At 65.0% G+C, this 23042-nt stretch carries 28 protein-coding genes and 3 tRNA genes; 15 read left to right on the forward strand and 16 right to left on the reverse strand.

The features are described 5' to 3' along the window. The first annotated feature begins 90 nt into the window (after positions 1 to 90). Complete coding sequence (locus ACM42_RS34325) at positions 91 to 1005, forward strand: LysR family transcriptional regulator (RefSeq protein WP_271532569.1); 915 nt, start codon at positions 91 to 93, stop codon at positions 1003 to 1005. A 190-nt stretch (positions 1006 to 1195) separates the two neighbouring features. Here the strand turns inward: ACM42_RS34325 and ACM42_RS34330 are convergent. From ACM42_RS34330 to ACM42_RS34340, 3 genes are all read right to left on the reverse strand, one after another. Then, positions 1196 to 1269, reverse strand: a tRNA-Gly gene (locus tag ACM42_RS34330). Between the two features lie 341 nt (positions 1270 to 1610). Further along, positions 1611 to 1814: a hypothetical protein gene (locus ACM42_RS34335; RefSeq protein WP_271532571.1), complete on the reverse strand. Its 204-nt coding sequence runs from the start codon at positions 1812 to 1814 to the stop codon at positions 1611 to 1613. Positions 1815 to 1840: 26 nt separating this feature from the next. After that, a complete protein-coding gene (locus tag ACM42_RS34340; RefSeq protein WP_271532573.1) occupies positions 1841 to 2026 on the reverse strand; it encodes a hypothetical protein in 186 nt (61 codons plus the stop codon). Between the two features lie 192 nt (positions 2027 to 2218). Here ACM42_RS34340 and ACM42_RS34345 point away from each other — a divergent pair, with 192 nt between their 5' ends. Beyond that, complete coding sequence (locus ACM42_RS34345; RefSeq protein ID WP_061880604.1) at positions 2219 to 2599, forward strand: YciI family protein; 381 nt, start codon at positions 2219 to 2221, stop codon at positions 2597 to 2599. 129 nt (positions 2600 to 2728) lie between these two features. Here the strand turns inward: ACM42_RS34345 and ACM42_RS34350 are convergent, their stop codons facing one another. After that, positions 2729 to 3319, reverse strand: a complete 591-nt coding sequence (locus ACM42_RS34350) for a TMEM175 family protein (RefSeq protein ID WP_271533699.1) — start codon at positions 3317 to 3319, stop codon at positions 2729 to 2731. A 123-nt stretch (positions 3320 to 3442) separates the two neighbouring features. Here ACM42_RS34350 and ACM42_RS34355 point away from each other — a divergent pair, with 123 nt between their 5' ends. Together ACM42_RS34355 and ACM42_RS34360 are read left to right on the forward strand one after the other, a co-directional pair. After that, positions 3443 to 5500 carry an ATP-dependent helicase gene (locus ACM42_RS34355; RefSeq protein WP_271532576.1) on the forward strand — a complete coding sequence of 686 codons (2058 nt, stop codon included), beginning with the start codon at positions 3443 to 3445 and terminating at the stop codon, positions 5498 to 5500. A gap of 93 nt (positions 5501 to 5593) precedes the next feature. After that, positions 5594 to 6625: an LLM class flavin-dependent oxidoreductase gene (locus ACM42_RS34360; RefSeq protein WP_271532578.1), complete on the forward strand. Its 1032-nt coding sequence runs from the start codon at positions 5594 to 5596 to the stop codon at positions 6623 to 6625. A 121-nt stretch (positions 6626 to 6746) separates the two neighbouring features. Here ACM42_RS34360 and ACM42_RS34365 read toward each other — a convergent pair. Then, a tRNA-Tyr gene (locus ACM42_RS34365) sits at positions 6747 to 6832 on the reverse strand. Positions 6833 to 7038: 206 nt separating this feature from the next. On the opposite strand from ACM42_RS34365, the gene rlmB reads away from it, so the two are divergent. Beyond that, a complete protein-coding gene (gene rlmB, locus ACM42_RS34370) occupies positions 7039 to 7869 on the forward strand; it encodes a 23S rRNA (guanosine(2251)-2'-O)-methyltransferase RlmB (protein WP_271532580.1) in 831 nt (276 codons plus the stop codon). Positions 7870 to 8034: 165 nt separating this feature from the next. Here rlmB and ACM42_RS34375 read toward each other — a convergent pair whose 3' ends face one another. Beyond that, positions 8035 to 8547 carry a hypothetical protein gene (locus ACM42_RS34375; RefSeq protein WP_271532582.1) on the reverse strand — a complete coding sequence of 171 codons (513 nt, stop codon included), beginning with the start codon at positions 8545 to 8547 and terminating at the stop codon, positions 8035 to 8037. 44 nt (positions 8548 to 8591) lie between these two features. Continuing rightward, positions 8592 to 9077 (reverse strand): hypothetical protein, encoded by a 486-nt coding sequence (locus ACM42_RS34380; protein WP_271532584.1) that lies wholly within the window; start codon positions 9075 to 9077, stop codon positions 8592 to 8594. Positions 9078 to 9358: 281 nt separating this feature from the next. On the opposite strand from ACM42_RS34380, the gene ACM42_RS34385 reads away from it, so the two are divergent. Next, a complete protein-coding gene (locus ACM42_RS34385; protein ID WP_271532586.1) occupies positions 9359 to 9832 on the forward strand; it encodes a hypothetical protein in 474 nt (157 codons plus the stop codon). A 162-nt stretch (positions 9833 to 9994) separates the two neighbouring features. Next, positions 9995 to 10069 (forward strand) — tRNA-Thr (locus tag ACM42_RS34390). A 41-nt stretch (positions 10070 to 10110) separates the two neighbouring features. Here ACM42_RS34390 and ACM42_RS34395 read toward each other — a convergent pair. Together ACM42_RS34395 and ACM42_RS34400 are read right to left on the reverse strand one after the other, a co-directional pair. Then, positions 10111 to 10824 carry a class I SAM-dependent methyltransferase gene (locus ACM42_RS34395; protein WP_271532588.1) on the reverse strand — a complete coding sequence of 238 codons (714 nt, stop codon included), beginning with the start codon at positions 10822 to 10824 and terminating at the stop codon, positions 10111 to 10113. A 72-nt stretch (positions 10825 to 10896) separates the two neighbouring features. Beyond that, positions 10897 to 11034, reverse strand: a complete 138-nt coding sequence (locus ACM42_RS34400) for a hypothetical protein (RefSeq protein WP_271532590.1) — start codon at positions 11032 to 11034, stop codon at positions 10897 to 10899. A 357-nt stretch (positions 11035 to 11391) separates the two neighbouring features. On the opposite strand from ACM42_RS34400, the gene ACM42_RS34405 reads away from it, so the two are divergent. Further along, entirely contained in the window at positions 11392 to 11619 is a 228-nt protein-coding gene (locus ACM42_RS34405) for a hypothetical protein (protein WP_271532592.1), read from the forward strand. A gap of 3 nt (positions 11620 to 11622) precedes the next feature. On the opposite strand, the gene ACM42_RS38535 is transcribed toward ACM42_RS34405, so the two are convergent. Further along, complete coding sequence (locus tag ACM42_RS38535; protein WP_333922804.1) at positions 11623 to 12027, reverse strand: hypothetical protein; 405 nt, start codon at positions 12025 to 12027, stop codon at positions 11623 to 11625. Between ACM42_RS38535 and ACM42_RS38540 the strand changes: the two genes are divergently transcribed. After that, entirely contained in the window at positions 11948 to 12262 is a 315-nt protein-coding gene (locus tag ACM42_RS38540) for a hypothetical protein (RefSeq protein ID WP_442868969.1), read from the forward strand. The genes ACM42_RS38535 and ACM42_RS38540 overlap by 80 nt on opposite strands. Positions 12263 to 12562: 300 nt before the next feature. Next, entirely contained in the window at positions 12563 to 12817 is a 255-nt protein-coding gene (locus ACM42_RS34415) for a hypothetical protein (protein ID WP_271532596.1), read from the forward strand. A gap of 26 nt (positions 12818 to 12843) precedes the next feature. On the opposite strand, the gene ACM42_RS38545 is transcribed toward ACM42_RS34415, so the two are convergent. The 4 genes from ACM42_RS38545 to ACM42_RS34435 form a co-directional block, all read right to left on the reverse strand. Next, positions 12844 to 13086: a hypothetical protein gene (locus ACM42_RS38545; RefSeq protein ID WP_333922512.1), complete on the reverse strand. Its 243-nt coding sequence runs from the start codon at positions 13084 to 13086 to the stop codon at positions 12844 to 12846. Positions 13087 to 13330: 244 nt separating this feature from the next. Continuing rightward, positions 13331 to 14038, reverse strand: coding sequence for an outer membrane protein (locus ACM42_RS34425; protein WP_271532601.1), 708 nt, complete (start codon positions 14036 to 14038; stop codon positions 13331 to 13333). A gap of 285 nt (positions 14039 to 14323) precedes the next feature. Continuing rightward, positions 14324 to 14719, reverse strand: a complete 396-nt coding sequence (locus tag ACM42_RS34430) for a hypothetical protein (RefSeq protein ID WP_271533701.1) — start codon at positions 14717 to 14719, stop codon at positions 14324 to 14326. A gap of 232 nt (positions 14720 to 14951) precedes the next feature. Beyond that, on the reverse strand, positions 14952 to 15335 hold the full coding sequence (locus ACM42_RS34435) for a His-rich protein BRANT (RefSeq protein WP_271532603.1): 384 nt from the start codon (positions 15333 to 15335) through the stop codon (positions 14952 to 14954). Positions 15336 to 15584: 249 nt separating this feature from the next. Between ACM42_RS34435 and ACM42_RS34440 the strand changes: the two genes are divergently transcribed. Then, positions 15585 to 16127: a tetratricopeptide repeat protein gene (locus ACM42_RS34440; RefSeq protein WP_271532605.1), complete on the forward strand. Its 543-nt coding sequence runs from the start codon at positions 15585 to 15587 to the stop codon at positions 16125 to 16127. A 109-nt stretch (positions 16128 to 16236) separates the two neighbouring features. Further along, positions 16237 to 17619 carry a serine hydrolase domain-containing protein gene (locus tag ACM42_RS34445; protein ID WP_271532607.1) on the forward strand — a complete coding sequence of 461 codons (1383 nt, stop codon included), beginning with the start codon at positions 16237 to 16239 and terminating at the stop codon, positions 17617 to 17619. 51 nt (positions 17620 to 17670) lie between these two features. Here the strand turns inward: ACM42_RS34445 and ACM42_RS34450 are convergent, their stop codons facing one another. Beyond that, on the reverse strand, positions 17671 to 19239 hold the full coding sequence (locus ACM42_RS34450; protein ID WP_271532609.1) for a S10 family peptidase: 1569 nt from the start codon (positions 19237 to 19239) through the stop codon (positions 17671 to 17673). A 239-nt stretch (positions 19240 to 19478) separates the two neighbouring features. Between ACM42_RS34450 and ACM42_RS34455 the strand changes: the two genes are divergently transcribed. The 3 genes from ACM42_RS34455 (at position 19479) to ACM42_RS34465 (ending at position 21511) form a co-directional block, all read left to right on the forward strand. Continuing rightward, positions 19479 to 20258 carry an NAD kinase gene (locus ACM42_RS34455; protein ID WP_271532612.1) on the forward strand — a complete coding sequence of 260 codons (780 nt, stop codon included), beginning with the start codon at positions 19479 to 19481 and terminating at the stop codon, positions 20256 to 20258. A 100-nt stretch (positions 20259 to 20358) separates the two neighbouring features. Further along, positions 20359 to 20904 (forward strand): response regulator, encoded by a 546-nt coding sequence (locus ACM42_RS34460; RefSeq protein WP_008549760.1) that lies wholly within the window; start codon positions 20359 to 20361, stop codon positions 20902 to 20904. A gap of 28 nt (positions 20905 to 20932) precedes the next feature. Beyond that, positions 20933 to 21511 carry an Hpt domain-containing protein gene (locus tag ACM42_RS34465; protein WP_028180048.1) on the forward strand — a complete coding sequence of 193 codons (579 nt, stop codon included), beginning with the start codon at positions 20933 to 20935 and terminating at the stop codon, positions 21509 to 21511. 117 nt (positions 21512 to 21628) lie between these two features. On the opposite strand, the gene ACM42_RS34470 is transcribed toward ACM42_RS34465, so the two are convergent. After that, entirely contained in the window at positions 21629 to 22804 is a 1176-nt protein-coding gene (locus tag ACM42_RS34470) for a DUF2336 domain-containing protein (protein ID WP_271532615.1), read from the reverse strand. Positions 22805 to 23042: the final 238 nt, after the last annotated feature.

Below are 23042 nucleotides of genomic sequence, written 5' to 3' on the forward strand. Positions count from 1 at the left end.
TGAAAAATAATTCCCCCATCACACAAGCCAATTCTTTTAATATTGTCATCAGGTTTCCTGATAGTCGATCCGTTCGAGCGAGGATATGCGATGCGGCCCGCCGTTCTCTCCACTCTTAGCCTGCGCCAGATGCGCGCCTTTGCCGCTGTCGCTCGAGCGGGCAGCTTCACGGCGGCGGCGCGACAGATCAACCTGACGCAGTCGGCAGTCAGCATGCTGGTTCAGCAACTCGAGGAGACCCTCGGGCTGAAACTGTTCGACCGAGGCGCGGTCGTGTTGTTGACGGCGGCCGGCCAGCAATTGCTCCCCCTGGCGCGCCGCATCCTGGATGACGTGCAACAGATCGCAGAGGGCGCTTCGGACCTTCGCTCCCTTCGCACCGGCCTGTTACGCGTGGTAGCGCCGCAGATGCTGGCATGCACGTGGGTGGCGGCAGTGCTGGGCGAGTTCGAGCAAGCCCATCCGGATGTCGGCCTGCGCGTGACCGACGCGATGGCGGACGAGGTGGTGAGCACGGTGCGCCGGGGCGAGGCGGAACTGGGCGTTGGCCCAGAGCGCGCCACCGGCGAGGATGTTACCAGCACATTCCTGATGGATGTACCGATCCGAGTGGTCTGCTCAGCGCAGCACCCGCTGGCGCGGCAACGCGCCGTCTCGTGGAGAAAACTGCGCGACGAGCGCTGGGTCATTTATTCCAGTGAGTTCAACCGGCACCTGGAGAGCCTGCTGCATGCGCACGATACCTCGCTTTCCATGCAGACCGCCGTCGAGGTCAAATATCTGACCACCGCTTTGGCGTTGGTGGGCGTAGGTACCGGCCTGGCGGCCGTTCCCGACTACGGACGGCTGTTCGCGCCGAATTTCGACGTGCGTTTCATCAAGCTGCGCGCTCCGGAAATCCGCCGCCGCTACTATATATATCAACGACGCGGGCTCGTGCTCTCACCGCCTGCGGAGGCGTTCGCCAAGCTGCTGCGCCAACGCGCGGCACGCAGCGGTGGGTGACTCCGTGCACACGAACTTGCGAACGCACGGTTCCCAGGCCATAGAAGTCCTACACCTGACAATCTGTCTGACGAGCGCATGACCGGCCCGCGCTGTCGCCGAGCCAGCAAGGAGCTGCGTCCGACAGGCGGTTTGATGTTGCGGCGTGATGGGAGCAGCCTACCCCGGTTTGGCGAGGGCGAGAAATCATTGGAGCGGGTGAAGGGAATCGAACCCTCGTATTCAGCTTGGAAGGCTGCTGCTCTACCATTGAGCTACACCCGCGTCGGCCGATCCCCTAACACGGCCGGGCGGCGGTCTCAACTGCCGAGGAGGTCGCTTTCTCGGCTCTCACGGGCTTCGCGGACCCCCCGGTTCCTCGGGACCCACCACCCTTAACAGGGGCGGCAAGGCTGTCTATATTGATGTTTCCCGAAACCAACGAAAGGAGGTGATCCAGTGTCTTATCTCAAGCGCTGTCACCTCGCTGGGATCGCCCGCTGAGCTTTGAGTAAAGGCTTGGCATCGGGGCGTTCTCAGCCCTGGACCAGCGAGCAAGAATCGGGCGCGACGGGGCCTCCCCCGCCGCGCCTTTTCCTTGCGATTTCTTTGAAACTGGAAGCCGGTCAGCCGGCGCGAAGCCGCTCGCGCAGCGCGACGGCGGCGATCAGCATGCCGAGGCACCAGGCCACGACTGCACGGTGCGGCTCCCCGCCAAGCAGCACCGTGAAGAAGCTCGTCAGAAGGCACGGGACGACCGCCTTGCCCGTCCGGCTCATCGTTGCGAGCAGGAACGGCATCGCCGCGATCGACAATTGCAGGACGTTCATTTGAACGACCGGCTCGCCGAAAGGCTTCAGAAGCCGCAGATGTTGAGCGCGCGCGGCCGTTTGCCGCGCCGGCTTTCCACGATCCGCTCGCCACCGTTGTCGACCGCGCTGCCGTAATAGCGGTGATGACCGGCCTGGTCGTGCAGATCGGCCGGCTCCGACTGTCCCGCCCGCCGCGCGTCGCAGATGATCTTGATGGTGTGACCCGACATTGCCGCCTCCAGCAAAAGCCTGTTGTTTATGGTCCATCAGTCGCGACCCGCTCCGGCGGCGTTCACATGGCAGGTCCGCAATCGGGTTTCAGAACCGTTTCGCCGCTTGCCGGGCACGCAATATTCGTCTCGGGATTGTCGGGACGGGCTGCCGTGCTACGTCCTTGGACCTGTGCAAAAGAAGAGGTGACGATGCTCTACGCGATCCTGGCCTACCACGTGGAAGACGAGATCTTGTCCTGGACACCGGAGCAGGACGCCGCGGTCGTGGCCAAAGTCATCGAGGTTCAGGCGCCCCTCCGGGCAAGCGGACAGTTTGGACCGGCGGCCCGCCTGGATGAGACCCGAAAGGCCCGCACCTTGCGTGGCCCCGGCGCGGGGATGGTGCTGGACGGGCCGTTTGCCGAGACCAAGGAACAGCTTCTGGGCTTCCACCTGATGCAATGCGCCACCGAGGATGAGGCAATCGCGGCGGCGCGGAAGCTGCGTGCGGTCAATCCGACCGCGGTCTACGAAATCCGGCCAGTCAAGCTTTACGTGCCGGCCGATGGGTTCGGAGCGACAGAGGGGTGAGCTCAAGCGTGATCCGGAAAAGTGCGCAGCGGTTTTCCCTCGCGACAAACGCGGAACGCGTTTGCGCGGAGATCATGCTTGAACACCAACCTAAAGCGCGACGGCGATTCATCCTGATCGCATCGCGCTTTAGGCGCCCGGCCCGGTCCGCGCATTGTAGAAGCGCTGGATCACGATTCCGCCGAAAGCGATGAACCACAGGAAGGGCGCGACGTGCGGCGCGAACGCCGCAACGATCGTGCCCGGGATGAACACCAGCAACGGAAACAGCGCGGCCATGATTTCCTGGCGCCAGCCGCCCAGGATCGTCCACCACAGCCAGGCATTGAGGCCCGCGATCGCGGTCAAATGCAAGCCGTAGAGCACGGCGACGGCGCTGCTCATGCCGTAATTGGTGTAGAGGCCGTTGGTGACCGGCAGCAGCACGATCGAGAGCAGAAAGAACAGGTTGAGGATCACGTCGCCGCGGCTGCCGACCGGCTGGCGCGCCAGCCGCCGGTGATGGCTGATCCAGAACACGCCGGCGATGATGAAGCTGAGCGCAAAGCCTATCAGCTTGCCCGAATAAACCCGGGCAAGGTCGTTCCAGTCCGGCGCGCTGGTGAACACAGCGGCCTTGGGCAGATCATAGGCGAGGAGCGTCATGCCGACACCGAAAATGGTGTTGCTGAGCGATTCCAGCCGTCGCATCTCGAACTGGTCGGGCTTGAGCTCGGTCATCTCGGGCATGGGGTGCGCTGGAACTGGGGGCCGTCTTCCCCTAAATCCTAATTCCGGTTCCGTCCAGCCGCATTGCGATTCGCGCCGGGATCGCCGACTCTCATCCTTTCACCGGGGCGATTCGTGGCGACATATCTGGACACGCTCAATGCGGAGCAGCGCCGCGCCGTCGAGCATGGCGTGGTCGAGGGCTCGACCGTGGGCGCCCCCCTGCTCGTCATCGCCGGCGCGGGCTCCGGCAAGACCAACACGCTGGCCCACCGCGTCGCGCATCTGATCGTTGCAGGCAGCGACCCCCGCCGCATCCTGCTGATGACGTTTTCGCGCCGCGCGGCGGCGGAGATGGCCGGCCGCGTCGAGCGCATCTCCCGAAAGGTGCTCGGCGAGAACAACGCCGCGATCATGCGCGATGCGCTCACCTGGGCCGGCACCTTCCACGGCATCGGCGCGCGGCTCTTGCGCGAATATGCCGAGCGGATCGGCGTCGATCCCGCCTTCACCATCCATGACCGCGAGGACTCTGCCGACCTGATGAACCTGGTGCGGCACGAGCGCGGACTGTCCAAGACCGCGAGCCGCTTTCCCGCCAAGGGCACCTGCCTGTCGATCTATTCCCGCTGCGTCAACGCCGAGATGGAGATCGAGAAGGTGCTGGGGGTGCACTATCCCTGGTGCAGCGGCTGGGCAGCCGAGCTGAAGGGTCTGTTCGCCGCTTACGTCGAGGCCAAGCAGGCACAGCACGTGCTCGATTACGACGATCTGCTGCTCTACTGGTCGCAGATGATGAGCGATGCGCTGATCGCGGAAGAGATCGGCGGCCGCTTCGACCACGTGCTGGTCGACGAATATCAGGACACCAACCGTCTGCAATCCTCGATCCTGCTGGCACTCAAGCCCGACGGGCGCGGCCTCACCGTGGTCGGCGACGACGCGCAGTCGATCTATTCGTTCCGCGCCGCCACCGTGCGCAACATCCTGGACTTTCCGCAGAGTTTTTCGCCGCGCGCCGAGATGATCACGCTCGACCGCAACTACCGCTCGACGCAGGCGGTGCTGGCGGCGGCGAACGGCGTCATCGGCCTCGCCCGCGAGCGCTTCACGAAAAATCTCTGGACCGAGCGCACCTCCGGGCAGAAGCCGCAGCTCGTCACCGTGCACGACGAGGCCGACCAGGCGCGCTACATCGTCGAGGCGGTGCTGGCGAACCGCGAGCAAGGCGCGTTGCTCAAGCACCAGGCGGTGCTGTTCCGCACCTCCTCGCATTCGGGTCCGCTGGAGATCGAGCTCACGCGTCGCAACATTCCCTTCGTCAAGTTCGGCGGGCTGAAATTCCTCGACGCCGCACATGTCAAGGACGTGCTGGCCCTGTTGCGCTTTGCCGAAAATCCGCGCGACCGCGTCGCCGGCTTTCGCATCCTGCATCTGTTGCCGGGCATCGGGCCCGCGACCGCACAGCGCGTGCTCGACCAGATCGCGGAGAGCACCGATCCGCTTGCCGCGCTCGGGCGGCTCCCGGTGCCGGCGCGCACCGGCGACGACTGGACCGACTTCGTCCGCACGGTCGAAAATCTGCGCTATTCGGAATGGCCGGTCGACCTCGAGCGCGTGCGGCTCTGGTACGAGCCGCATCTCGATCGCATCCACGAGGATTCCGAGACGCGCCGCGCCGACCTGATGCAGCTCGAGCAGATCGCGAGCGGCTATGTCTCGCGCGAGAAATTCCTGACCGAGCTCACGCTCGATCCGCCGGATGCGACCAGCGACAAATCCGGACCGCCCCTGCGCGACGAAGACTACCTGATCCTCTCCACCATCCACTCCGCCAAGGGCCAAGAGTGGAAATCGGTGTTCGTGCTCAACGTCGTCGACGGCTGCATGCCGTCCGATCTCGGCGCCGGCACCAGCGCCGAGATCGAGGAAGAGCGCCGCCTGCTCTATGTCGCGATGACCCGCGCCAAGGACGATCTCCACCTCGTCGTTCCCCAGCGCTTCTTCGTCCACGGCCAGGCCGCCAAGGGCGATCGCCACGTCTACGCCTCGCGCACCCGCTTCATCCCGGAATCCCTGGTCTACCTGTTCGAGCGCACCGCCTGGCCGAAGGCCGCCGCCGGCGCACCGCGCACCGCGGCGCAGGGGCCGAAGATCGACGTCGGCGCGAAGATGCGCGGGATGTGGCGGTAGGCCGGCCACGGAAACCGAGCATTTCCACATGTGCGCTTGTGACCCGGCCGCCGTCCCTTAGATCTGGTCGATCATCCCACAGAGACCTGATCGATGACCGCACCGCTTGAATTCGGACTGGATACCTTTGGCGACGTCACGAGAGATGCGTCCGGCGCCATGATCACGCATGCGCAGGTGATCCGCAACGTGGTGGACGAGGCGGTGCTGGCCGACGAGCTCGACCTCGACTTCATTGGCCTCGGCGAACATCACCGCGCTGACTTCGCGATCTCCTCGCCCGAGACCGTGCTGGCGGCGATCGCATCGCGCACCAAACGCATCCATCTGGGCTCTGCCGTAACGGTGCTGTCTTCGGACGATCCGATCCGCGTCTTTCAGCGCTTCGCCACGCTGGATGCGCTCTCGAACGGGCGCGCCGAGGTGATCCTCGGCCGCGGCTCGTTCACCGAATCCTTCCCGCTGTTCGGTTTCGACCTGCGCAAATATGAAGAGCTGTTCGAGGAGAAGCTCGATTTGTTCGCCGCGCTCTTGTCGCAGCAACCGGTGACCTGGGAAGGCAAGCTGCGTCCGCCGCTGCGGGACCAGCTGGTCTATCCGCCGGTCGAGAACGGCACGCTCAAGACCTGGATCGGCGTCGGCGGCAGCCCGCAATCGGTGGTGCGCGCCGCGCACTACGACCTGCCCTTGATGCTCGCGATCATCGGCGGCGATCCTGCGCGTTTTGCGCCTTACGTCGATCTCTATCACCGCGCCTTCAGGGAGTTCGGCCGCCCGTCCAAGCCGATCGGCGTGCATTCGCCGGGCTACGTCGCCGAGACCGATGCGCAGGCGCGCGAGGAGCTCTGGCCCGACTACAAGGCCATGCGCGACCGCATCGGCAGGGAGCGCGGCTGGCCGCCGATGGGGCGCGACGAGTTCGTCAGCGAGGCCGAGCATGGTTCGCTTTATGTCGGCTCGCCGGAAACGGTGGCGCGGAAGATCGCGAAGACCGCGAAGGCGCTCGGCATTTCACGGTTTCAGTTGAAGTACTCGGCAGGACCTTTGCCGCACGAGAAGCTGATGCGGAGCATCGAGCTCTATGGTCGGAAGGTGGTGCCGATGGTGCGGGAGATGATGGGGTAGCCTGCGTCTGGAGCCGGTCCGCCTACGCCCTGCGGGCTACGGCGTGACAGCCTTCGCTCACTTCGCGCCACGAGCACTTATGGTGGCTTGCCTAGCCGTAGCTCGCGAAGCGAGCGAAGGCTGGTGGGGGAGGCAGGACTCGAACCTGCGAAGCCATGAGGCGGCTGATTTACAGTCAGCTCCCTTTGCCACTCGGGACACTCCCCCGCTCGACGGCAGCACAATCGGGCCGGACCTTGCCGGCGACCGAAGTCGGCCATGGAACGTGAAGGCCGCGACAACCCGGATCGGGGCGCGACCGGGCGCGTTTATGGGCGATGCGGTGGGGCAAAGTCAACCGAGGCAAACAGCTAAAATCGCGCTCGCAGCCACCGAAATTGCCATATTCCGGAACCCATGACAGAAGCGAGCCCATGAAGGATCGAAAATTCGGCCCCAAGGGGGCTCGCGGCGGGGCTAAGCCCTTCAACCGGCCCGGAAAATCGGCCGGCCGCTCGGCGCGGCACGACCGTGATTCGCAACTGGACGGCCCCGTCATCCTCTATGGCTGGCACACCGTCACCATGGCGCTGGCCAACCCTCGGCGCCGGATCCGCAAGCTGACGCTGACCGAGAACGCCGCAAGGCGCCTTGCGGAAGAAAACATCGAGACCCGCGTAGCGCCGGAGATCGTTCGGCCCCAGGAGATCGACCGGCTGCTGTCGCCCGACGCCGTGCACCAGGGCCTCCTGGCCGAGGCCGATCCCCTGCCCTCGCCCGATATCGAGACCCTGACGCAGGAAGGCATGGTGCTGGTGCTCGACCAGATCACCGATCCCCATAATGTCGGCGCCATCCTGCGCTCGGCCGCAGCGTTCGCGGTGAAGGCGATCGTGACCACAGCACGGCACAGTCCGGAGGCGACCGGCGTGCTGGCCAAGGCCGCCTCCGGCGCGCTCGAACTGGTCCCGATGGTCACGGTGCAGAACCTCGCCCGCGCGCTGACGGCGCTGAACGAGCGCGGCTTCCAGACCGTCGGCCTCGACAGCGAAGGCAGCGAGGATCTCAGCGATGTCGCGCTGCGCGAGCCGCTTGCACTCGTGCTCGGCGCCGAAGGCAAGGGCCTCAGGCAATTGACCCGCGAGACCTGCAGCGTCGTGGCGCGGCTCGACATGCCCGGCGAGATCAAGAGCCTCAACGTCTCGAACGCCGCCGTGCTCGCGCTCTATGTGGGCGCGAGCCGGCTCGGCCTGATGAAGCGCTAAAGCATGATCCGGAAAAGTGCGCAGCGGTTTTCCGGAAAGATCATGCTTAAACAACAACCTAAAGCGCGATGACGATTCATCCTAATCGCATCGCGCTTTGGCACAACAAAACGCCCGCCCGCATCGCGCGGACGGGCGTCTCGTTGGGCTTTGGCCGATCAGAGATCAGTGATAGCGGCGCGGCGCGCGGTGACCGCCATAGTAATGCGGCGCGTGGCGATGAGCGTAGCCATAGCGCGGACCGTGGCCGTAGTGCACGCGCGGCAGATAGCCGTAGCGGGGGCCGTAGCCATAACGATACGGACGGTAGTACGGGCGGCGATAGGGGTAAGCGGCCGGCGGCGCGACCGCAGCGGCACGATAGCCGTAGCCGTAACCGTAATTGGCGGGCGCAACGACCGCGTCCTCACGGTAGGTCGGATACGGCGCGAACGCGCCCGGACCGGTATAGGTCGGGCCCTGGTTCACGTAGTAATATTGCGTGGTCGGCTCGACGAGACGCTCATAGGCGCCATAACCGTAGCCGTAGCCGTACCCATAGCCGCCGCAGCCGGTGTTGCAGCCGGAATAGACCGGCGCAACCGGCGCGCACGTGGTGAAGCCGCAGGCGGCGGCGGGCGCGGTGGCGGCGAACGTCACGGCGGCTGCCGCGACCAGTCCCGAAATCATCTGACGCATTACTCTCTCCTGTTGATTTCCGTTTTTTTGGATTGTCACGTTTCTCAACCCGGCGGCCTGCCGGGTAGCTCTGTATGCGGCCGCGGCCGAGGGGGCCGAGGACGATCGTTGATCTCGGGCGCGTAGATCACCGCCGGCGGATCGACGGGCGCGTCCATCTGCGGCGGCAGCGGCGCGGACGACGCGCCCCAACTCTGGTGGTAGCTCTCGGCGGGCTTCGGTAATTTGCGGTTCGCGGGCGGCTCAACCTCGAGCCGACCGTAGCCGGGCCGCAGGCCGAGCGTCGGATAGTAGTGGCCGACGTGGTCGGGCTGCCGATCGGCGATATAGCGTCCGCCATAGATCGTCGGCTGAACCTGCTGGTTCTTGCCCAGACCCCAAACGCCTTCGACAACGCTATAGGACGCGTCGATGTTGTTGATGATGATCGGCACCCCGGGGCGGCCGGGAACGACGATATCGAAGCCCTCGCCGGCAAACGCCGTCGCAGGCAGTCCGATTAGAAAGGCGGCGAGCGCCACGGCGCGCATGAGGAGACCCCGATTATCCGGCGACAACCTAACCGATCGCCACGCAGAGAGAGTTAAGGTCTGCTCACCAATTTCCGGTAAGCCTAATGTGTAAGGGTTTCGCGCCGCTCAAATGCTGCAAAGCAAGCTAGCGAAGTGTTAACGGCGCGGGGCACCGCCGCCGGAACAGCGCCGCCGTGCTCACATCCGTTTGACTGTTCAGCTGCGAAAATCCACGGTTGCATCGGAACGTCCTGCGCCGTCGGCGTTTAGCCCCCGTCAACGAATGGGAGTGAACAGCCATGAACATCAAGCTTCTCGGGGCGACGGCGATTGCAGCGACCATGCTGGCAGGCTCCGCCATGGCGCAGGCGGTCGTCACCAATCCCGGCCGCTGCGCGGCGCAATTCCCCAACGCCAACTGCCAGAACCTCGGCCCGGGAAACCCCTACACCGATAGCGGCTATCGTCATCGCCGCGCGTCCTATCGTCAGACCAATAGCGACTGGAATAACGACTGGAACAGGAGCCGCACCGGCTTCTGGCCGACCGACGTCGCAGCGGGCGTTGCCGGCGCCGCGATCGGCACCGCTGGCGCGATCGCCACCGCCCCATTCCGCGCCTGGGACAATTCCTACGCCTATGACAATTCGTGGGACCGCGGCTGGAACAATCGTGGCTGGGACACCCGTACCTACGCCCAGCGCAACGGCTTCGTCTGTACGCCCGGGACCTGGTTCAAGGGCGAAGACGGCCGCCAGCACATCTGCCAGTAGGTCAACGAGCGTGAGCGCGATGGATCAGGCGGCTTTCGGGCCGCCTGTTTCGTGCCTCCACCAATCATCGCGGGTTCTGGCACTTTCCAACCAAGTCTGATATTGCGACGCGCGGGCGGACAACCGGCACAGATGCCGGGCCCCGCTCGGCTTTCAAGCGTCGCCGGCTTAGCTCAGCGGTAGAGCAGCGGTTTTGTAAACCGAAGGTCGGGGGTTCAATCCCCTCAGCCGGCACCACGTCTTGACCGCAGTTTCAGTTCGAAGTCTTCAGGGCGCTGCTATTCCGAGCCGCTATCGGGCTTCGCATTCGGCAATTGATCCAGGCGCCAGAGCCCGAGGCTCTTGTCGCGCCAGCCACCACCGCCCTCCTCGCAACGCTCGTTGATCAGCGCGTCCGGCGCGGGCCAGTTGAACGGCGCCTTCTCCATGTTGAGCGCCCGCCAGTCGCCGTCCTCGCAATCGCGGTTGCCGTCCCATTCGGGAAAGGTGGTGACCAGCAGGAAGCGCGCCCCGCTCATCCGGAATTGCGCGAGGGCGCGATCGATGTTCGCAAAGCTCAGATGCACCAGGCAGTCCCGGCAGAGAATGATGTCCGCACGCGGCAATGCATCGCGCGTGATGTCGGCGACGAGAAACCGGCCCGGCGAGCTGCCGTCTGCGACACGCCGGCGGTTGGCCTCGATCAGCGACGGCACGATGTCGATGCCGGTGTAATCGACATCGAGCTCGAGCCGGCCAATCCACCCGGCATCGCCGCAGGGCGCATCCAGCAGCGAGCGCACGCGGAGCCGTCGCAGCAGCGCAGGAAGCGCCTCGCGGATCGCGGCGGTCGCGGGATCCTCCGAGCCGAGGCCGGATACCGAAGTGGCCGCGCCCCAAAGGTTGGTCCGCTCGATGCGCTCGAACCGTGCGGCGAGATCCAGGCCCGCGAAGTTCTCGCGGTCGGCAAGGAAACGTTCATGGGCGAGCACGGGAGGACGACAGGAGTTCATCGGACGAGCCTCGAGCCAAGTCGCGAGCCAGTGTACAGGCGATGCGTCGCCGCCGAAATCGCCCGCCTTCCCTCAGGCCGGCTTCTGCCACTCCATGACGTGGAAGAAGGGCACGCGGCGATGACGGGCGACCTGCTCGGGACTGCCGCCTGTCGGCTGCGGCTCGACGAACAGACGCAACTGGAGACCGTGATCGAGCAACTGAGTCATGTAGGTGCTGAGCGACAGTCGCCAGCTTGCCCCTGCTCGACGATCCAGGCAGCCGCGGACGCGGCCCAGCCGTCGCTGACGTCCTCGTTCATAGGCAGACCTTCAGGAGTGGATGTTGGCCGCTCGCATCGCAGGCGCCGCTACTGACCATAAATTCGATCGGAGGCCAACATGAGGTAGCGTGCGTATGCGATGCGCTCCACCACGGTCAAAGAGAAAGCCAGGTCGCCGCCGGTGCGGTTACGGCTGTCGTCATGACGGCCGTGCTGTTCGCGATCGCATGGGTTTTCTGCTGGCACGATAGGTCGATGAAGTGCCGGCTCGGAACCAAAGACGCGCGTCACTCGTTCTTGACCCATGCGGATCAGGGAAGAAAACCGAAACATCATTCTGCTGACGACGGTGATGCTGTGCTGTGGCGCCGTGGCCGGCACGTTGACGCTGTTCGAGCCGGCGCTGGTGCCGGCCCCTGAAAAGCACGTCGCCGAGAGAGCCGTGATCGACGTCACCCGGACATCGATCCAGGTTCCAGTCCGGGTGGTCGGTGCGCCGTTCGAGCCTAACGTCAATCCCCGCGAGCGGTAGCGCTCACCGCGGCGATGCCTCCCTGCCCTCCGCGGACAGGGCGTGGACACGCGCCAGTTCTTCCACGAACGCAATCACCTCCGCCCGCTTGTCGGGCGGAAGCGACAGGAACGCGCGGATGAGCCTCAGCCCCTCCACTTCGTCCGACCGTTCTTCTCCCGCGACCATTCTCTCAATGTCGGGCGATCGGGAAAAATATGCAATCCCTTTCGAACCTCCTTGATTCGATGCGGCCGCTTTGCTGGAATGAGCGCGGCTGAGGTGGATCATGAAATGGATCAGGGAGCGCGACGCACTGATCGCGCAAACACTGGCCTTCGTCCAGTCGGTGACCGGCAGGAAGGATGACGTCCTGCAGCCGGATGCGCCCGCGGTTGGCTCGCCCGTCACGGTGGAGATAGTCGCCATGGAGGCGGTCGCCGTCGAGATCGGGCCGCCGCAAGTTCCGCTTCCACCCCGGCCCGCACCTTTCCCGGCGCTGCGGGCAGGCGGCGATTTCCGCACCGCGATGCAGGCCCGCATTGCCAGTTTCCGTGAGCATCAGGAGCGCTTCGAGCGCGAGCGTGAGGAATATTGTGCGGCGACCCTGACCAGATTGCGTGCCGCCATCCGCGACGTTTCCGGCCCGCCGGCCAAAAAATAAGGCCGCCCGGTCAAGGGCCTACAGCCAGGACCACACTAGCCAGAGATTGGCCGCACAGGCGCCGAACAGCCCCAGCGCCAGCGGCAGGAGCATGTGCCCGCAGGATGTGTTCAGGTCGCTCGTCATGGCGGAAAACATCCGCTGATTCCGGCCGACGAGTCCCAGGGATTCTTTTTTCCGGGATTCAGGACTCGTTAAGGACTCAGGGCCGGCGACGGCCGGTCACGGCCCCGTGATCGGACCGCAGCCCGGAACCCCTGACGGGGCAGCTCGTTAATGGGGTTTCCTGGAGCGGGAAGAATGCCCTACGCCCTGTTCTGCAACGATGCCCAGATCAGCAAGGCCTATCCGAGCGAGTCGGACGTCTGGAAGCTCGCGCAGCGAAGCGGTCTCGTCGTGGACGTGGTTGCGGACGACGAGCGGCCGGGACCGCGCCGGGTGCTCGACAACGGCTACGAGATCGCGCCGTGCCAGGCAGCTCGGGGCGAGGACCCCGCCAAGAACAAGGCGGAGGCCGACCAGCAGTCGAGGATGGAGCTTGAGCTGAATTCCTGAGTGCCGGCACCAAACCGGGGCGCGGCTTAGGGCGTCGCGGCCGCCAGCGAGGCCTGCTCGCCCGGCATGGCCACGCAGGCCTTGCGGCGATGCAGCCCACGGATGGCGCCGGTCACCTTCAGCACCTTGCCCGACGGACAGGAAGCGTCCTTGACGAAGGCCACCTCATAAGGTGCCAGCATCAGAGGCTCGGATTTGAGGATTGTCTGTGCAGAGCACGGCAGGAGGGAGAAGCATGAGAGCACCACTGCCGACACCAAGATACGCATGTCCGTCGTCCCACCAGCCCGATAAATGTCATATAACGCGTTCCGGAGCGCGAGTTCCGTAGATCGCAAAAATTATTTTTGCTTTACCCCGGCCCCATGACGCGCGTGAGAAGGCGCGCCAGCCACCATTTGCAAGCAAATGACGCGCCAGATAGTTCACGAAAAGCAAACAATCGGCTGACAAACCGGCAAATCAAAGGCCGGCGGAGCCGGCCTTTGTCGGGTCTTCAATCGCCACTGGCAGTCAGTAGCGGGAGCCTGCCGGACCGCCCCAGCCGAAGCGGTAGTTCACCCCGACCTTGACGGTATGCTCGTCCTCCCGGCCACGAACGCCGACGATATCGGCCGGGCCGGAGGTAAAGGTGGTGCTGCCGAAATTGTAGTATTGGTACTCGGCCTTGGCCGACCAGCTCGGCGCGAACATGTATTCGAGGCCGGCGCCGACGGTATAGCCGTCCTTGTTGTTGCCGGTGGTGGTGAAGGCCTGCGGCACCCCGGCGATGTTCACGCCAAGGCCGTTATTACGCCAGGCATAACCACCCTTGGCGTAAAGCAGCGTCGGTCCCCAAGTATAGCCGATGCGGCCGGTCACCGATCCGATCTGGTCGGTGTTGGAGGTCACCTGCGTGCCCAGTGGGAAGGTGGCACCGTTGTTGTTGGTCGGCAGCCAGGAATACTGAGCTTCGATACCCATAACCCAGTTGGGCGCGAACTGGTAGTCGAAGCCGCCCTGCACGCCGCCCATGAAGCGGGCGTCGCTGGATTGGAAGCTGCTGTCGCCGGCAAACGCGCCGCCGACATGGCCGCCGATGTAGAAACCGGTCCAGTTGTAGATGACCTGCGGCGGCGTATAGGCCGGAGCCTTGGTGTAGGTGCGCGGCTGCACATCCGCGGCGGCGGCCGGCGCGGCCAGCGCAAGCACAGCGGCTGCACCCAGCAAAATGGACTTCATGATCATCCCCGTTCTTTCATAACGACACTCAGGAAACAACGTGGCGTGAATTGGGTTGCTTCGCGGCGATGCCGGAACGTTGATCGTTCGTCACTGTGACGGGGTGGCAACAACGCGATTTTGTTCCGTCACACCGCCCTGAACTAACTGTTTTTGTCGCGTGCACAAGGCCTGGCGCAACGATTTGTCTCAAGAGGAAATCACCCCGTTCAAAGCTCGCCGAAATGTGATCCAGCGTCTCTGGCTGCGTCTGTCTAACATCAGGCGATGAAGGCGGGCTTTGCGCTACCGCGTCATCTTTTCCAGTTCCGGAAACGGTGCGTAAACCGCACCGGCGCAGAGATCGCTGGTCCTGTCGACCACGCGGTCCGCCCGGCCGTTGACAAAGATCACGGCCCGTTCGCGCATGGCCTTGTAGCCGCCATCGGTCTCGCGCGGGGTGAAGTGCAGGCAGCTCACATAGAACTGCCGGCCTCCGACCTCGCGCTGCACCGGATCGGCCATGCTGGCGTCGCGCACGCCGACCGGATTGTTGAGATAGGTCCGCATCAGGGCCAGCGTGTCGCTCCGGAAATTGTCGGGAAACGGCTGCGGTCCGCCGGCCTGGGTCCCGCCCATCAGCGTTGGACGGTCACCGTCGCTGCCGAAACAGGCCGCAAGTGCCAAGGGCAATGCCAATATCACCGCACATCTCGCCAACCGCCCCACAGGCCCCGCTCTCCGCTCGATCAGATCAGGAGACGTTCTAGCCCCAAGGCTGCACGAAGGGAATTCGCTTGCAGCGGCGCAAGCAGCGCACCGGCCCGCCGCCGGCACCTCGGGCTTTCGCACGAGACACCGCGAACGGACCGGGCCTGAAGTCCGCGCGCGGCGGCGGGGCAATGCCAGGGATGCCGCCGCGCGGGATCAGCCGTCAGTTGCGCTGGTCTGATGCCGCCGGCTTGGTGACGTCCGGCTGCGCCTTCTGCGACTTCTTGGCCGAGACCTGCTTGTGACCATGGCGATCCTTGCGCACGGTCTTGTGCTCGCCGGTGGTGACCGCAGCGTTCGCGTTCATCGCCTTCGACTTGGAATCCACCTTGGCGTCGATGGCCTTGACGTCCGCAGGCTTGAGATCAGCCTTGGCGTCGGCCTTGACGCCGGCGTCCGGTTTCGCGGCGGTGGTCGCCGCCTTGGTCTGGCTCTGGTCCGCCTTGATCACCGGGGCAGTCGTGGCGGTCTTTCCGGCCTCGGCAGCGAAGGCCGGGGCTGCGATCACGGTCGCTGCGAGCAAGGCTGCGGAGATGGTCTTCAACATGGTGGTCTCCTCTTGGAAGGATCTCGAGGCGGCGCCCTCTCGCCCACCCTTCGATCGTAGGTGGCAGCCTAGGCGGAGCACATTGAACCCAGTCTGAAGCCCCTTGCAGGCTTCCGTTCATCTCGATGACAAGTTTGTCATCAGCGACCGGGCGAATAGATCGTGCGAAGCGGGAATGTTTTTGCGCGACGGGTGTTCGGTCTTTGGGCAATCGTGTAGGATCGCCACGTTCCATACGGGAGAATTTCGATGCGCAAACTCTCAATGCTTGTTGTGCCGGGCCTCGTCGCCATGACGCTGGCGGCGGCGCCGGTACTGTCGAGCGCCTACGCCGCGGGCAGCGACGAGCCGTCCTCGCCGCCGAAGTCGGATAGCTCGTCCAAAAAGGGCAAGAAGAAGAGCTCTTCCATCAGCGATCCCAAGTTCCTGGCGGCCTATCGCACTGCCTACGCCGCGATCTACGACAATCACGATTACACGGGCGCGATCGACCAGTTGAAGTCGCTCAAGCGCGACGACGTCGCGGACGTCGCCAATCTGATCGGCTACTCCTATCGCAAGCTCGGCGACTACCAGTCGTCGAAGGTCTATTACGAGCTGGCGCTGAAGGACGATCCGAACCACGTCCGCACCTGGCAGTATTACGGCCTCTGGCAGCTCGAACAGGGCAACCGCGAACAGGCGCAGTATCATCTGAACAAGATCGCCTCGCTTGCCGGCACCGACAGCTCGGAGTATCGCTCGCTTGCCGCAGCGCTCGACAAGCCGACCGGCGCGACGCTGGTCTACTGAGACATCGCAACCTTGAACGAAGTCGACGGGCACAACCTTTCGGGTTGTGCCCGTTCCGCTTTCTCGGCTAGCCTCCGCCACCAATCTTCCCTGCAGATTGGTGTGTGCAATGGACACGTGGCTGCGATGCGCGATCGACTACATCGGCTCCTGGATCGAATTCCAACTGACGACAATCCAGCAGCCCGGCGTCATCGTCGCATTCGCCCATCGCGGCGAGGTCGTCGCCGAGCATGCGTTCGGCCTCGCCAATCTCGATACCGGCGAGAAGCTCACCCCACGCCACCGCTTCCGCATCGCCTCGCACTCCAAAAGCTTCACCTCGGCCGGCATCATGAAGCTGCGCGAGCAGCGCAAGATCCGGCTCGACGATCCCGTGGGCGATTATGTCGGCGGCCTGCATCCGCGCGTCGCCGAGACGACGATCGCGCAAGTGCTGTCGCACAGCGCGGGATTGACGCGCGACGGCGCCGATTCCGGCCAGTTCATCGACAGCCGCCCCTATCTCGACACGAAAGAGTTGCTCGCCGAATTGAAGCTGCCGACCGCAATCGAGCCCGGCACCCGCTTCAAATATTCCAATCACGGCTTTGGGCTGGTCGGCCTCGTGATCGAAGCGGTGACCAGGGAGCCCTACCCGGTCTGGATCAAGCGCGAGATCATCGAACCCGCGGGCTTGCGCGAAACCGAGCCGAATGCACCGCTTGCCAAGGGCACGCCGTTCGCGTGCGGTCATACGCGCATAGTCCCGCTGGGCGAACGCTGCGTGATCCCTGGCGACAATCCCGCACATGCGATGGCATCCGCCGCAGGCTTCGTCGCCACCGCCGCCGACACCGCCCGCTTCTTCGCGCAGCTCGCACCCAACGCGAAGAAGAGCGTGCTGTCGGTCGCGAGCCGCCGCGAGATGACGCGACACCATTGGCGCATCCCGCAGAGCTTCGAGACTTACTATGGCTTGGGCGTCAATGCCGGCAAGACCGACGGCTGGGACTGGTTCGGCCATGGCGGCGGTTTCCAGGGCTACATCTCCCGGACCTGCTCCATTCCCGCTTGCGAGCTCGCGATCAGCATCCTCAGCAACTCCATCGACGGCGCGGCCCCGTTCTGGATGGATGGCGCGATGCAGATCCTGCGCACCTTCAGGACCCGCGGCGCACCCGACCGCCGCGTGCGCGACTGGACCGGCCGATGGTGGACGATCTGGGGCGCGACCGATCTCGTCCCCGCGGGCAACCGCGTGCTCGTCGCCAATCCGCAGTTCAACAACCCCTTCATGGACGCCGCCGAGATCGAAGTCACCGGCCGCGACATCGGCAGGCTGGCCTGGGCGGCCGGCTATTCCAGCCATGGCGAGCCGGTGCGCCGGATCCGCGACAAGCGCGGCAAGATCAGCGACATCTGGATCGCCGGCGCGAACGTGAAGCCGGCCAAAGCCGTCGCGCGCGAGATCGCGCGGAGATACAAGCCGCGCAAACGCCGGCCTCTTTAGTCGGAGCATGACTCTATCGGAAAACCGCTATGCACTTTTCCGGATCAGGCTCTATTCCCTGATCATCGCCTCGACCTCGCTGCGGAACGCCTGCCGAGATCCGTCGCGCGAATAGAACATGTGGCCGCCGGGATAGACGGCGAACTTCACGCGTTGCGTCACGAAGGCCGGCAGCTGGTCGAGCACCCGCCTCGTTCCGAAATAGGGCGTGGCGAGGTCGAACAGCCCGTGCCCGACCAGGACGTTCAGCTTCGCATCTGTGGCGAGGATCTGGCGCAGCTCGGAGACCGACTGCGGCGGGTTGATGCCGCGGCCGAAGTCCCAGTGGCCTTCCACGGCGCCGTTCAGGACCTCATAGGAGCCGTCGGGCCGCCAGTTGAGCTTGCGCGTCAGCACGTCGACCGCTGCGCTCGTCAGCGGCGCCTGGAGCGAATCGCCGGAGGGATCGCCGAAGCGTGAGCTGCTGGAATCCGGATAGGGATCGAAGCCACGCACGGAGGCATCGTAGCGTCCCGTCACCTTGCCGTTCTTGCGGTCGAATTCGCGGCGGAATTCACCGACGTCGAAGCGGCCGGCGAGCCTGCGGCTCACCGCCTGGTCGATGCCGGTGAGCTCGGCGACCTTGTCGGCCAGGCGATTGGTGGCGTCCTTGTCCGCCTCGCCCTTGACGAGGTCGGTCAGGAATTCGCCGCGCGCGTAAGCCTCGACGTCGGCGAGGTCGGCGCGCTTGACCGGTCCCTTGGCCTCGCGCGCCACCGCGACATAGCTCGGCAGCGTCGCGACATATTGCAGGAGGCTGGTGCCGGTGAACTCGCGGAAATCCAGCAACGGCGACACCATGATCAGTCCCCTGACGCCGACACCGTGCTGAAGCTGCAGCTGGCGCACGACCTTCGGGCCGCGAATGCCGCCATAGCTTTCGCCGGCGACGTATTTCGGCGAGGTCAGCCGATCATGTTTCTCCAGCCAGCGGCGGATTACGAGCGCGATCGAATTGGCGTCACCGTCGACGGAGTAGAAGGATTTTCGCGCGTCGTCGCTGCTGGCGACAAATCGGCTGTAGCCGGTGCTGACGGGATCGATGAAGACGAGATCGGTGAAGTCGAGCCAGGTTTCCGCGTTCGGCTTCACCTCCGGCGAGGCCGAGGGCGACAGGGCTTCGCCATCGAGCGGCAGCCGCCACGGACCGGCCGCGCCGAACTGGAGCCACGCCGAGGACGCGCCGGGGCCGCCGTTGAACAGGAACGTCACGGGGCGCGTGGCGCGGTCGGCACCATCGAGTTCATAGGACGTGTAGGCGATGTCGGCCAGCGGCTCGCCCTTGCCGTCGAACACGCGGATCGAGCCGGCGGTCGCGGCGAAATTGAGGGTTCGGCCGGGCAGATCGAGCGTCTGCTTCGTGGTCGAATCCGGCGGGAGACGGTGCAGTTCGGCCGCCGACGGCGACGCCTGCGACGCGTTCTGCGGACCACCGCCGCGACTGCCCTTCTGCCCGGACGGAGCAGCTGTCTCCGGGCGCGGCTTCGGCGGATCGTCGGCGCGCGCAAATCCAGCAAGCGCGAAAGCCGAGACCGCCAGCACCAGGACCGTTCGACGGAGCACCGGCAAATTCGTGACCATGATCGTTCTCCCTGCCCGGCTGTGACAGCCGGTGAGGACAGAAAGGTTAGCCCGGAATTGCGACGCTTTGGGGAATCCTTGGTCTGGTGGGGGCCTGAACGGGTCACAGAGGGTCAAATCACCTGGAGCGACAGTCTCCGTCAGTTTTGGAGGGCGGTCCTCCTCGACAATGCAGGCCCACCTCGTATAGACGAGCCCGGCGGAACTTACTCGAGCCAGCGGCACCTGCCCGGGAAGCCATGACAAAGCCCTCGCGATACGACCGGATCGCCTTCGTCGCCAGCCCGAGCAGCGAGGCGCAGGCCGCCTTCGGCCAGCTCACCAGGGATTATGGCAATTGCGACCCGAAGGATGCCGACGTCGTCGTCGCGCTCGGCGGCGACGGGTTGATGCTCCAGACGCTGCACCAGAACATGCACACGGGAAAGCCGATCTACGGCATGCACCGCGGCACGGTCGGCTTCCTGATGAACGAGTACTCGACGCACGATCTGCGGGCGCGGCTCGAGGCCGCGCATGAATCCGAGATCAACCCGCTCCTGATGCGCGCGACCGACATGCACGACCGCGTGCATCTGCACCACGCCATCAACGAGGTCGCCCTGTTCCGGCAGACCTACCAGGCGGCGCGCCTGAGGATCCTGATCGACGAGCGCGAGCGCATGTCCGAGCTGATCGCCGACGGCATCATGGTGGCGACGCCGGCGGGCTCCACCGCCTACAATCTCTCTGCCCAGGGACCGATCCTGCCGATCAACGCCGCGCTGCTGGCACTGACACCGATCAGCGCCTTCCGTCCGCGCCGCTGGCGCGGCGCGCTGCTGCCCAACACGGCCTATGTCGTGATCGAGGTGCTGGAGGGCGAGAAGCGTCCCGTCGCGGCGGTCGCCGACCACGACGAGGTCCGCGACGTCCGCCGCGTCGAGGTGCTCTCCGACAAGACCATCTCGATGCGGATGCTGTTCGACCCCGGCCACAGCCTCGAAGAGCGTATCCTGCGCGAGCAGTTCGGCTACTGAACCGCCCGCCCCGCCACGCCTCCGGGGACCCGGTCGCAACCCTTCGTTAACTCCCGGCACGATATGGTTAACGAAGGTTGACCGCTCTGGCCCGGACGTCATGTTTCGCATCGACTTCAACAAGCTGCGCTTCCTCGTCTGCGACGACAATCCGCACATGCGCCGCATCCTGCGGACGCTGCTGCATTCCTTCGGCGCGCGCGAGGTCTATGAAGCCGAGGACGGCGCCACGGCGCTCGAAATGTACAGCCATTACGTGCCCGACATCGTCATCACCGACTGGGCCATGCCGATCTTCGACGGGCTCGAGCTTGCGCAGATGATCCGGCAGCCCGAATCGAAGGGCAACCCCTACGCACCGATCATCATGCTGACCGGCCATTCCGAGAAGCGTCGCGTCACGGTCGCGCGCGATGCCGGCGTCACCGAATTCCTGGCCAAGCCGATCTCGGCCAAGGGCCTCTATCAGCGCATCCTCAACGTGGTCGCCAATCCCCGCCCCTTCATCAAGACCAAGACCTATTTCGGGCCCGACCGGCGCCGCAACACCAACTCCGCCTATATGGGCCCCGAGCGCCGCGTCGGCGAAAAGCACGAGGTGCTGCAGCAGCCCTCGCTGCTCGACAAGGCCCGCTCCTCCATCTAGCGCAAAGTCTTCAGGCGAGGCAGGTATCATGGCGAAGAACAGCGCAAAGGACATCGAGGTCAAGGCCTTCGCCACGCACCACGTCATCACGCAGCCCAACCCGCTCCGCAAGGTCCTGCGCCGCGTCGAAGAAAAGGACATGGACGATCCGGTCGGCCGCGCCGAACAGGCGCTCGCGAGCCTCTCCGGCGAGTTCAAGGACTGGATGGCGATCGAGGTCCAGAGACTGTCCACCGCCTGGACTGCCGTGCAGAAGGATGGCTTCACGAAGAAGCTGCGCGACGAGCTGTTCCACGCCGCGCACGACATCAAGGGCGATGCGGCGACGTTCGGCTTTCCTTCGGCAGCGGGAATCGCCGAGAGCCTGTGCCGCGTCATCGAGCACGCACCTGATCTGGAAAAGGTGCCGGCCGAGCTGTTCACGCACCATATCAATGCCATTCTCGCCATCGTGCACGAGAACACCAGGCTCGACAGCCTCAGCGTCTCCGCCGAGCTCAGCCGCCGCCTGCGCAAGGTCGCCGACGACTATCTCGCCAACGTCAACCGCGACCGCCCCGAGCATCTCGAGGTCATCCTGGCCCCGAGCATCGCGCCGGTGGAATAGGCCCTCCGCTTTCTCCTCTCGTCATTCCGAGCGCAGCGAAGCAAATCCAGACTGCCTCCGCGGCGGGATTCTGGATTGCTTCGCTGCGCTCGCAATGACGGAGTCTGCGGGCTCCGGCTAGGCCGCGATCAGATCGTCGTAAGCCAGGTCGACCGCATCATCCGCGACGAGCTCGTCGCAGAACAGCCGTGCCTCTTCGCGCGCGGATTCGGTGGCAAAGCGGCGCAGCAGGACCATCAGCGGCTCGGTGGCGCCCCGGTCGGTCTCGCAATGGGTGAGCACGCGCTCGACCATGCGCCGGCGCAGCCGCGCCGCGCCGTCGTCGCTATCGACAAAGCCTTGCTCGTGGCAGGCATCGAGCGCGACCTGGAACGCCGCAAACGTCGCCTCCGGAAGCCCGGCGCGACGGAGCAGCGCGTGCAGGCTGTTGCCGCCGCGATCGTGCAGCAGCGCGGAGACGCGCGCCGGCGGCAAATCGGCGAGTTCGGCGAGGGCCGCGTCGAACAAATCGAGATTGCCCGAGAGCAGTGCACGCAGGATCAGCCCCGCGGTAAGCTGGCCGGTGATGCGCAAATGCCTGACCAGGCCTTGCATATCCTCGCCGCGCGAGCGCGCCGCGATGTTCATGGTGGAGCGGTCACGCGCCTCGATCGTGATGCGGTCCGCACGGTCGGCGCTGAGCCAGTTCCGCGCCACGACGAATTGCGCCAGCGTCTGCGAGAGCTTTGCCACCAGCGCCGCGCGCGTTGCGGCCGGCAGATCCTCCAGCACCAGCATCGCCTCGCGGATCGCCGCGAGATGGCCGTGACGCTCGACGATGCGGTCCCAGGAGAACGGGGCGAGTTCGGCGTGGGGATTCTCGATCAGCTCAAGTGCGGCAGCCGCGCAGCCGACTTCGGCGATCGCGGCGCACACCGACACCGGCAACGCGATCCGGCGGGCCACCGCGCATTGCACCTCCTCGTTGCCGGTCGCGACGATATCGACGAGGTCGGCGTCGATCAGCAACGGGGAATGTTCGAGCACCGGCAGCGCGACGGTCGGCTGATCTGTCGATAGCGCCCGCACGATTGCGGCCGGCGCCTCGGCGCTGCGGGCAAAGGCCTCGGCCATCGCCTGCCGCACCAGGGGCGAGGGATCGTCGAGCAGCATCAGAAGCGCGCCTTCAGCGGCGATGCGGTCGTCTGCAGAAAGATCCGAGATCAGCCAGGCCCGGGCCAGCGCCCGGGTCGCCTCGGCCCGCTCGCCTGCGGGCGCCGTCCTGATCCAATTAATGAACTGCCGAACAATCATCCTGCTTCCGGCTTACACAAACAAACGAAAATGGTGACGGCTCGTCACCCGCAACACAAAATAAACCATGACGCTTAACAAAGCGTTCACCATAACTGGCTGGTTTTATTGACGTTTTGTTAATGGAACAAAAGCGCTAACCACACGTGCCCCGACAGCAGCGCACGCCTTCCGCGAATGCGCGCTGAGCCGGGCCCAGCCTTCGAGAGAGGCGCACGCAGCATGGGTCCGGCTCGAG

The sequence above is a fragment of the Bradyrhizobium sp. CCBAU 25338 genome (assembly GCF_028128965.1).
GTDB classification, from domain to species: Bacteria; Pseudomonadota; Alphaproteobacteria; order Rhizobiales; family Xanthobacteraceae; genus Bradyrhizobium; species Bradyrhizobium liaoningense.

Coding starts and splice junctions, on each gene's coding strand:
- ACM42_RS34325 (WP_271532569.1), top strand. CDS start 91: ATGCGGCCCGCCGTTCTCTCCACTCTTAGCCTGCGCCAGATGCGCGCC.
- ACM42_RS34335 (WP_271532571.1), bottom strand. CDS start 1,814: ATGAACGTCCTGCAATTGTCGATCGCGGCGATGCCGTTCCTGCTCGCA.
- ACM42_RS34340 (WP_271532573.1), bottom strand. CDS start 2,026: ATGTCGGGTCACACCATCAAGATCATCTGCGACGCGCGGCGGGCGGGA.
- ACM42_RS34345 (WP_061880604.1), top strand. CDS start 2,219: ATGCTCTACGCGATCCTGGCCTACCACGTGGAAGACGAGATCTTGTCC.
- ACM42_RS34350 (WP_271533699.1), bottom strand. CDS start 3,319: ATGACCGAGCTCAAGCCCGACCAGTTCGAGATGCGACGGCTGGAATCG.
- ACM42_RS34360 (WP_271532578.1), top strand. CDS start 5,594: ATGACCGCACCGCTTGAATTCGGACTGGATACCTTTGGCGACGTCACG.
- rlmB (WP_271532580.1), top strand. CDS start 7,039: ATGAAGGATCGAAAATTCGGCCCCAAGGGGGCTCGCGGCGGGGCTAAG.
- ACM42_RS34375 (WP_271532582.1), bottom strand. CDS start 8,547: ATGCGTCAGATGATTTCGGGACTGGTCGCGGCAGCCGCCGTGACGTTC.
- ACM42_RS34380 (WP_271532584.1), bottom strand. CDS start 9,077: ATGCGCGCCGTGGCGCTCGCCGCCTTTCTAATCGGACTGCCTGCGACG.
- ACM42_RS34385 (WP_271532586.1), top strand. CDS start 9,359: ATGAACATCAAGCTTCTCGGGGCGACGGCGATTGCAGCGACCATGCTG.
- ACM42_RS34395 (WP_271532588.1), bottom strand. CDS start 10,824: ATGAACTCCTGTCGTCCTCCCGTGCTCGCCCATGAACGTTTCCTTGCC.
- ACM42_RS34400 (WP_271532590.1), bottom strand. CDS start 11,034: ATGACTCAGTTGCTCGATCACGGTCTCCAGTTGCGTCTGTTCGTCGAG.
- ACM42_RS34405 (WP_271532592.1), top strand. CDS start 11,392: ATGCGGATCAGGGAAGAAAACCGAAACATCATTCTGCTGACGACGGTG.
- ACM42_RS38535 (WP_333922804.1), bottom strand. CDS start 12,027: ATGGCGACTATCTCCACCGTGACGGGCGAGCCAACCGCGGGCGCATCC.
- ACM42_RS34415 (WP_271532596.1), top strand. CDS start 12,563: ATGCCCTACGCCCTGTTCTGCAACGATGCCCAGATCAGCAAGGCCTAT.
- ACM42_RS38545 (WP_333922512.1), bottom strand. CDS start 13,086: ATGCGTATCTTGGTGTCGGCAGTGGTGCTCTCATGCTTCTCCCTCCTG.
- ACM42_RS34425 (WP_271532601.1), bottom strand. CDS start 14,038: ATGAAGTCCATTTTGCTGGGTGCAGCCGCTGTGCTTGCGCTGGCCGCG.
- ACM42_RS34435 (WP_271532603.1), bottom strand. CDS start 15,335: ATGTTGAAGACCATCTCCGCAGCCTTGCTCGCAGCGACCGTGATCGCA.
- ACM42_RS34440 (WP_271532605.1), top strand. CDS start 15,585: ATGCGCAAACTCTCAATGCTTGTTGTGCCGGGCCTCGTCGCCATGACG.
- ACM42_RS34445 (WP_271532607.1), top strand. CDS start 16,237: ATGGACACGTGGCTGCGATGCGCGATCGACTACATCGGCTCCTGGATC.
- ACM42_RS34450 (WP_271532609.1), bottom strand. CDS start 19,239: ATGGTCACGAATTTGCCGGTGCTCCGTCGAACGGTCCTGGTGCTGGCG.
- ACM42_RS34455 (WP_271532612.1), top strand. CDS start 19,479: ATGACAAAGCCCTCGCGATACGACCGGATCGCCTTCGTCGCCAGCCCG.
- ACM42_RS34460 (WP_008549760.1), top strand. CDS start 20,359: ATGTTTCGCATCGACTTCAACAAGCTGCGCTTCCTCGTCTGCGACGAC.
- ACM42_RS34465 (WP_028180048.1), top strand. CDS start 20,933: ATGGCGAAGAACAGCGCAAAGGACATCGAGGTCAAGGCCTTCGCCACG.
- ACM42_RS34470 (WP_271532615.1), bottom strand. CDS start 22,804: ATGATTGTTCGGCAGTTCATTAATTGGATCAGGACGGCGCCCGCAGGC.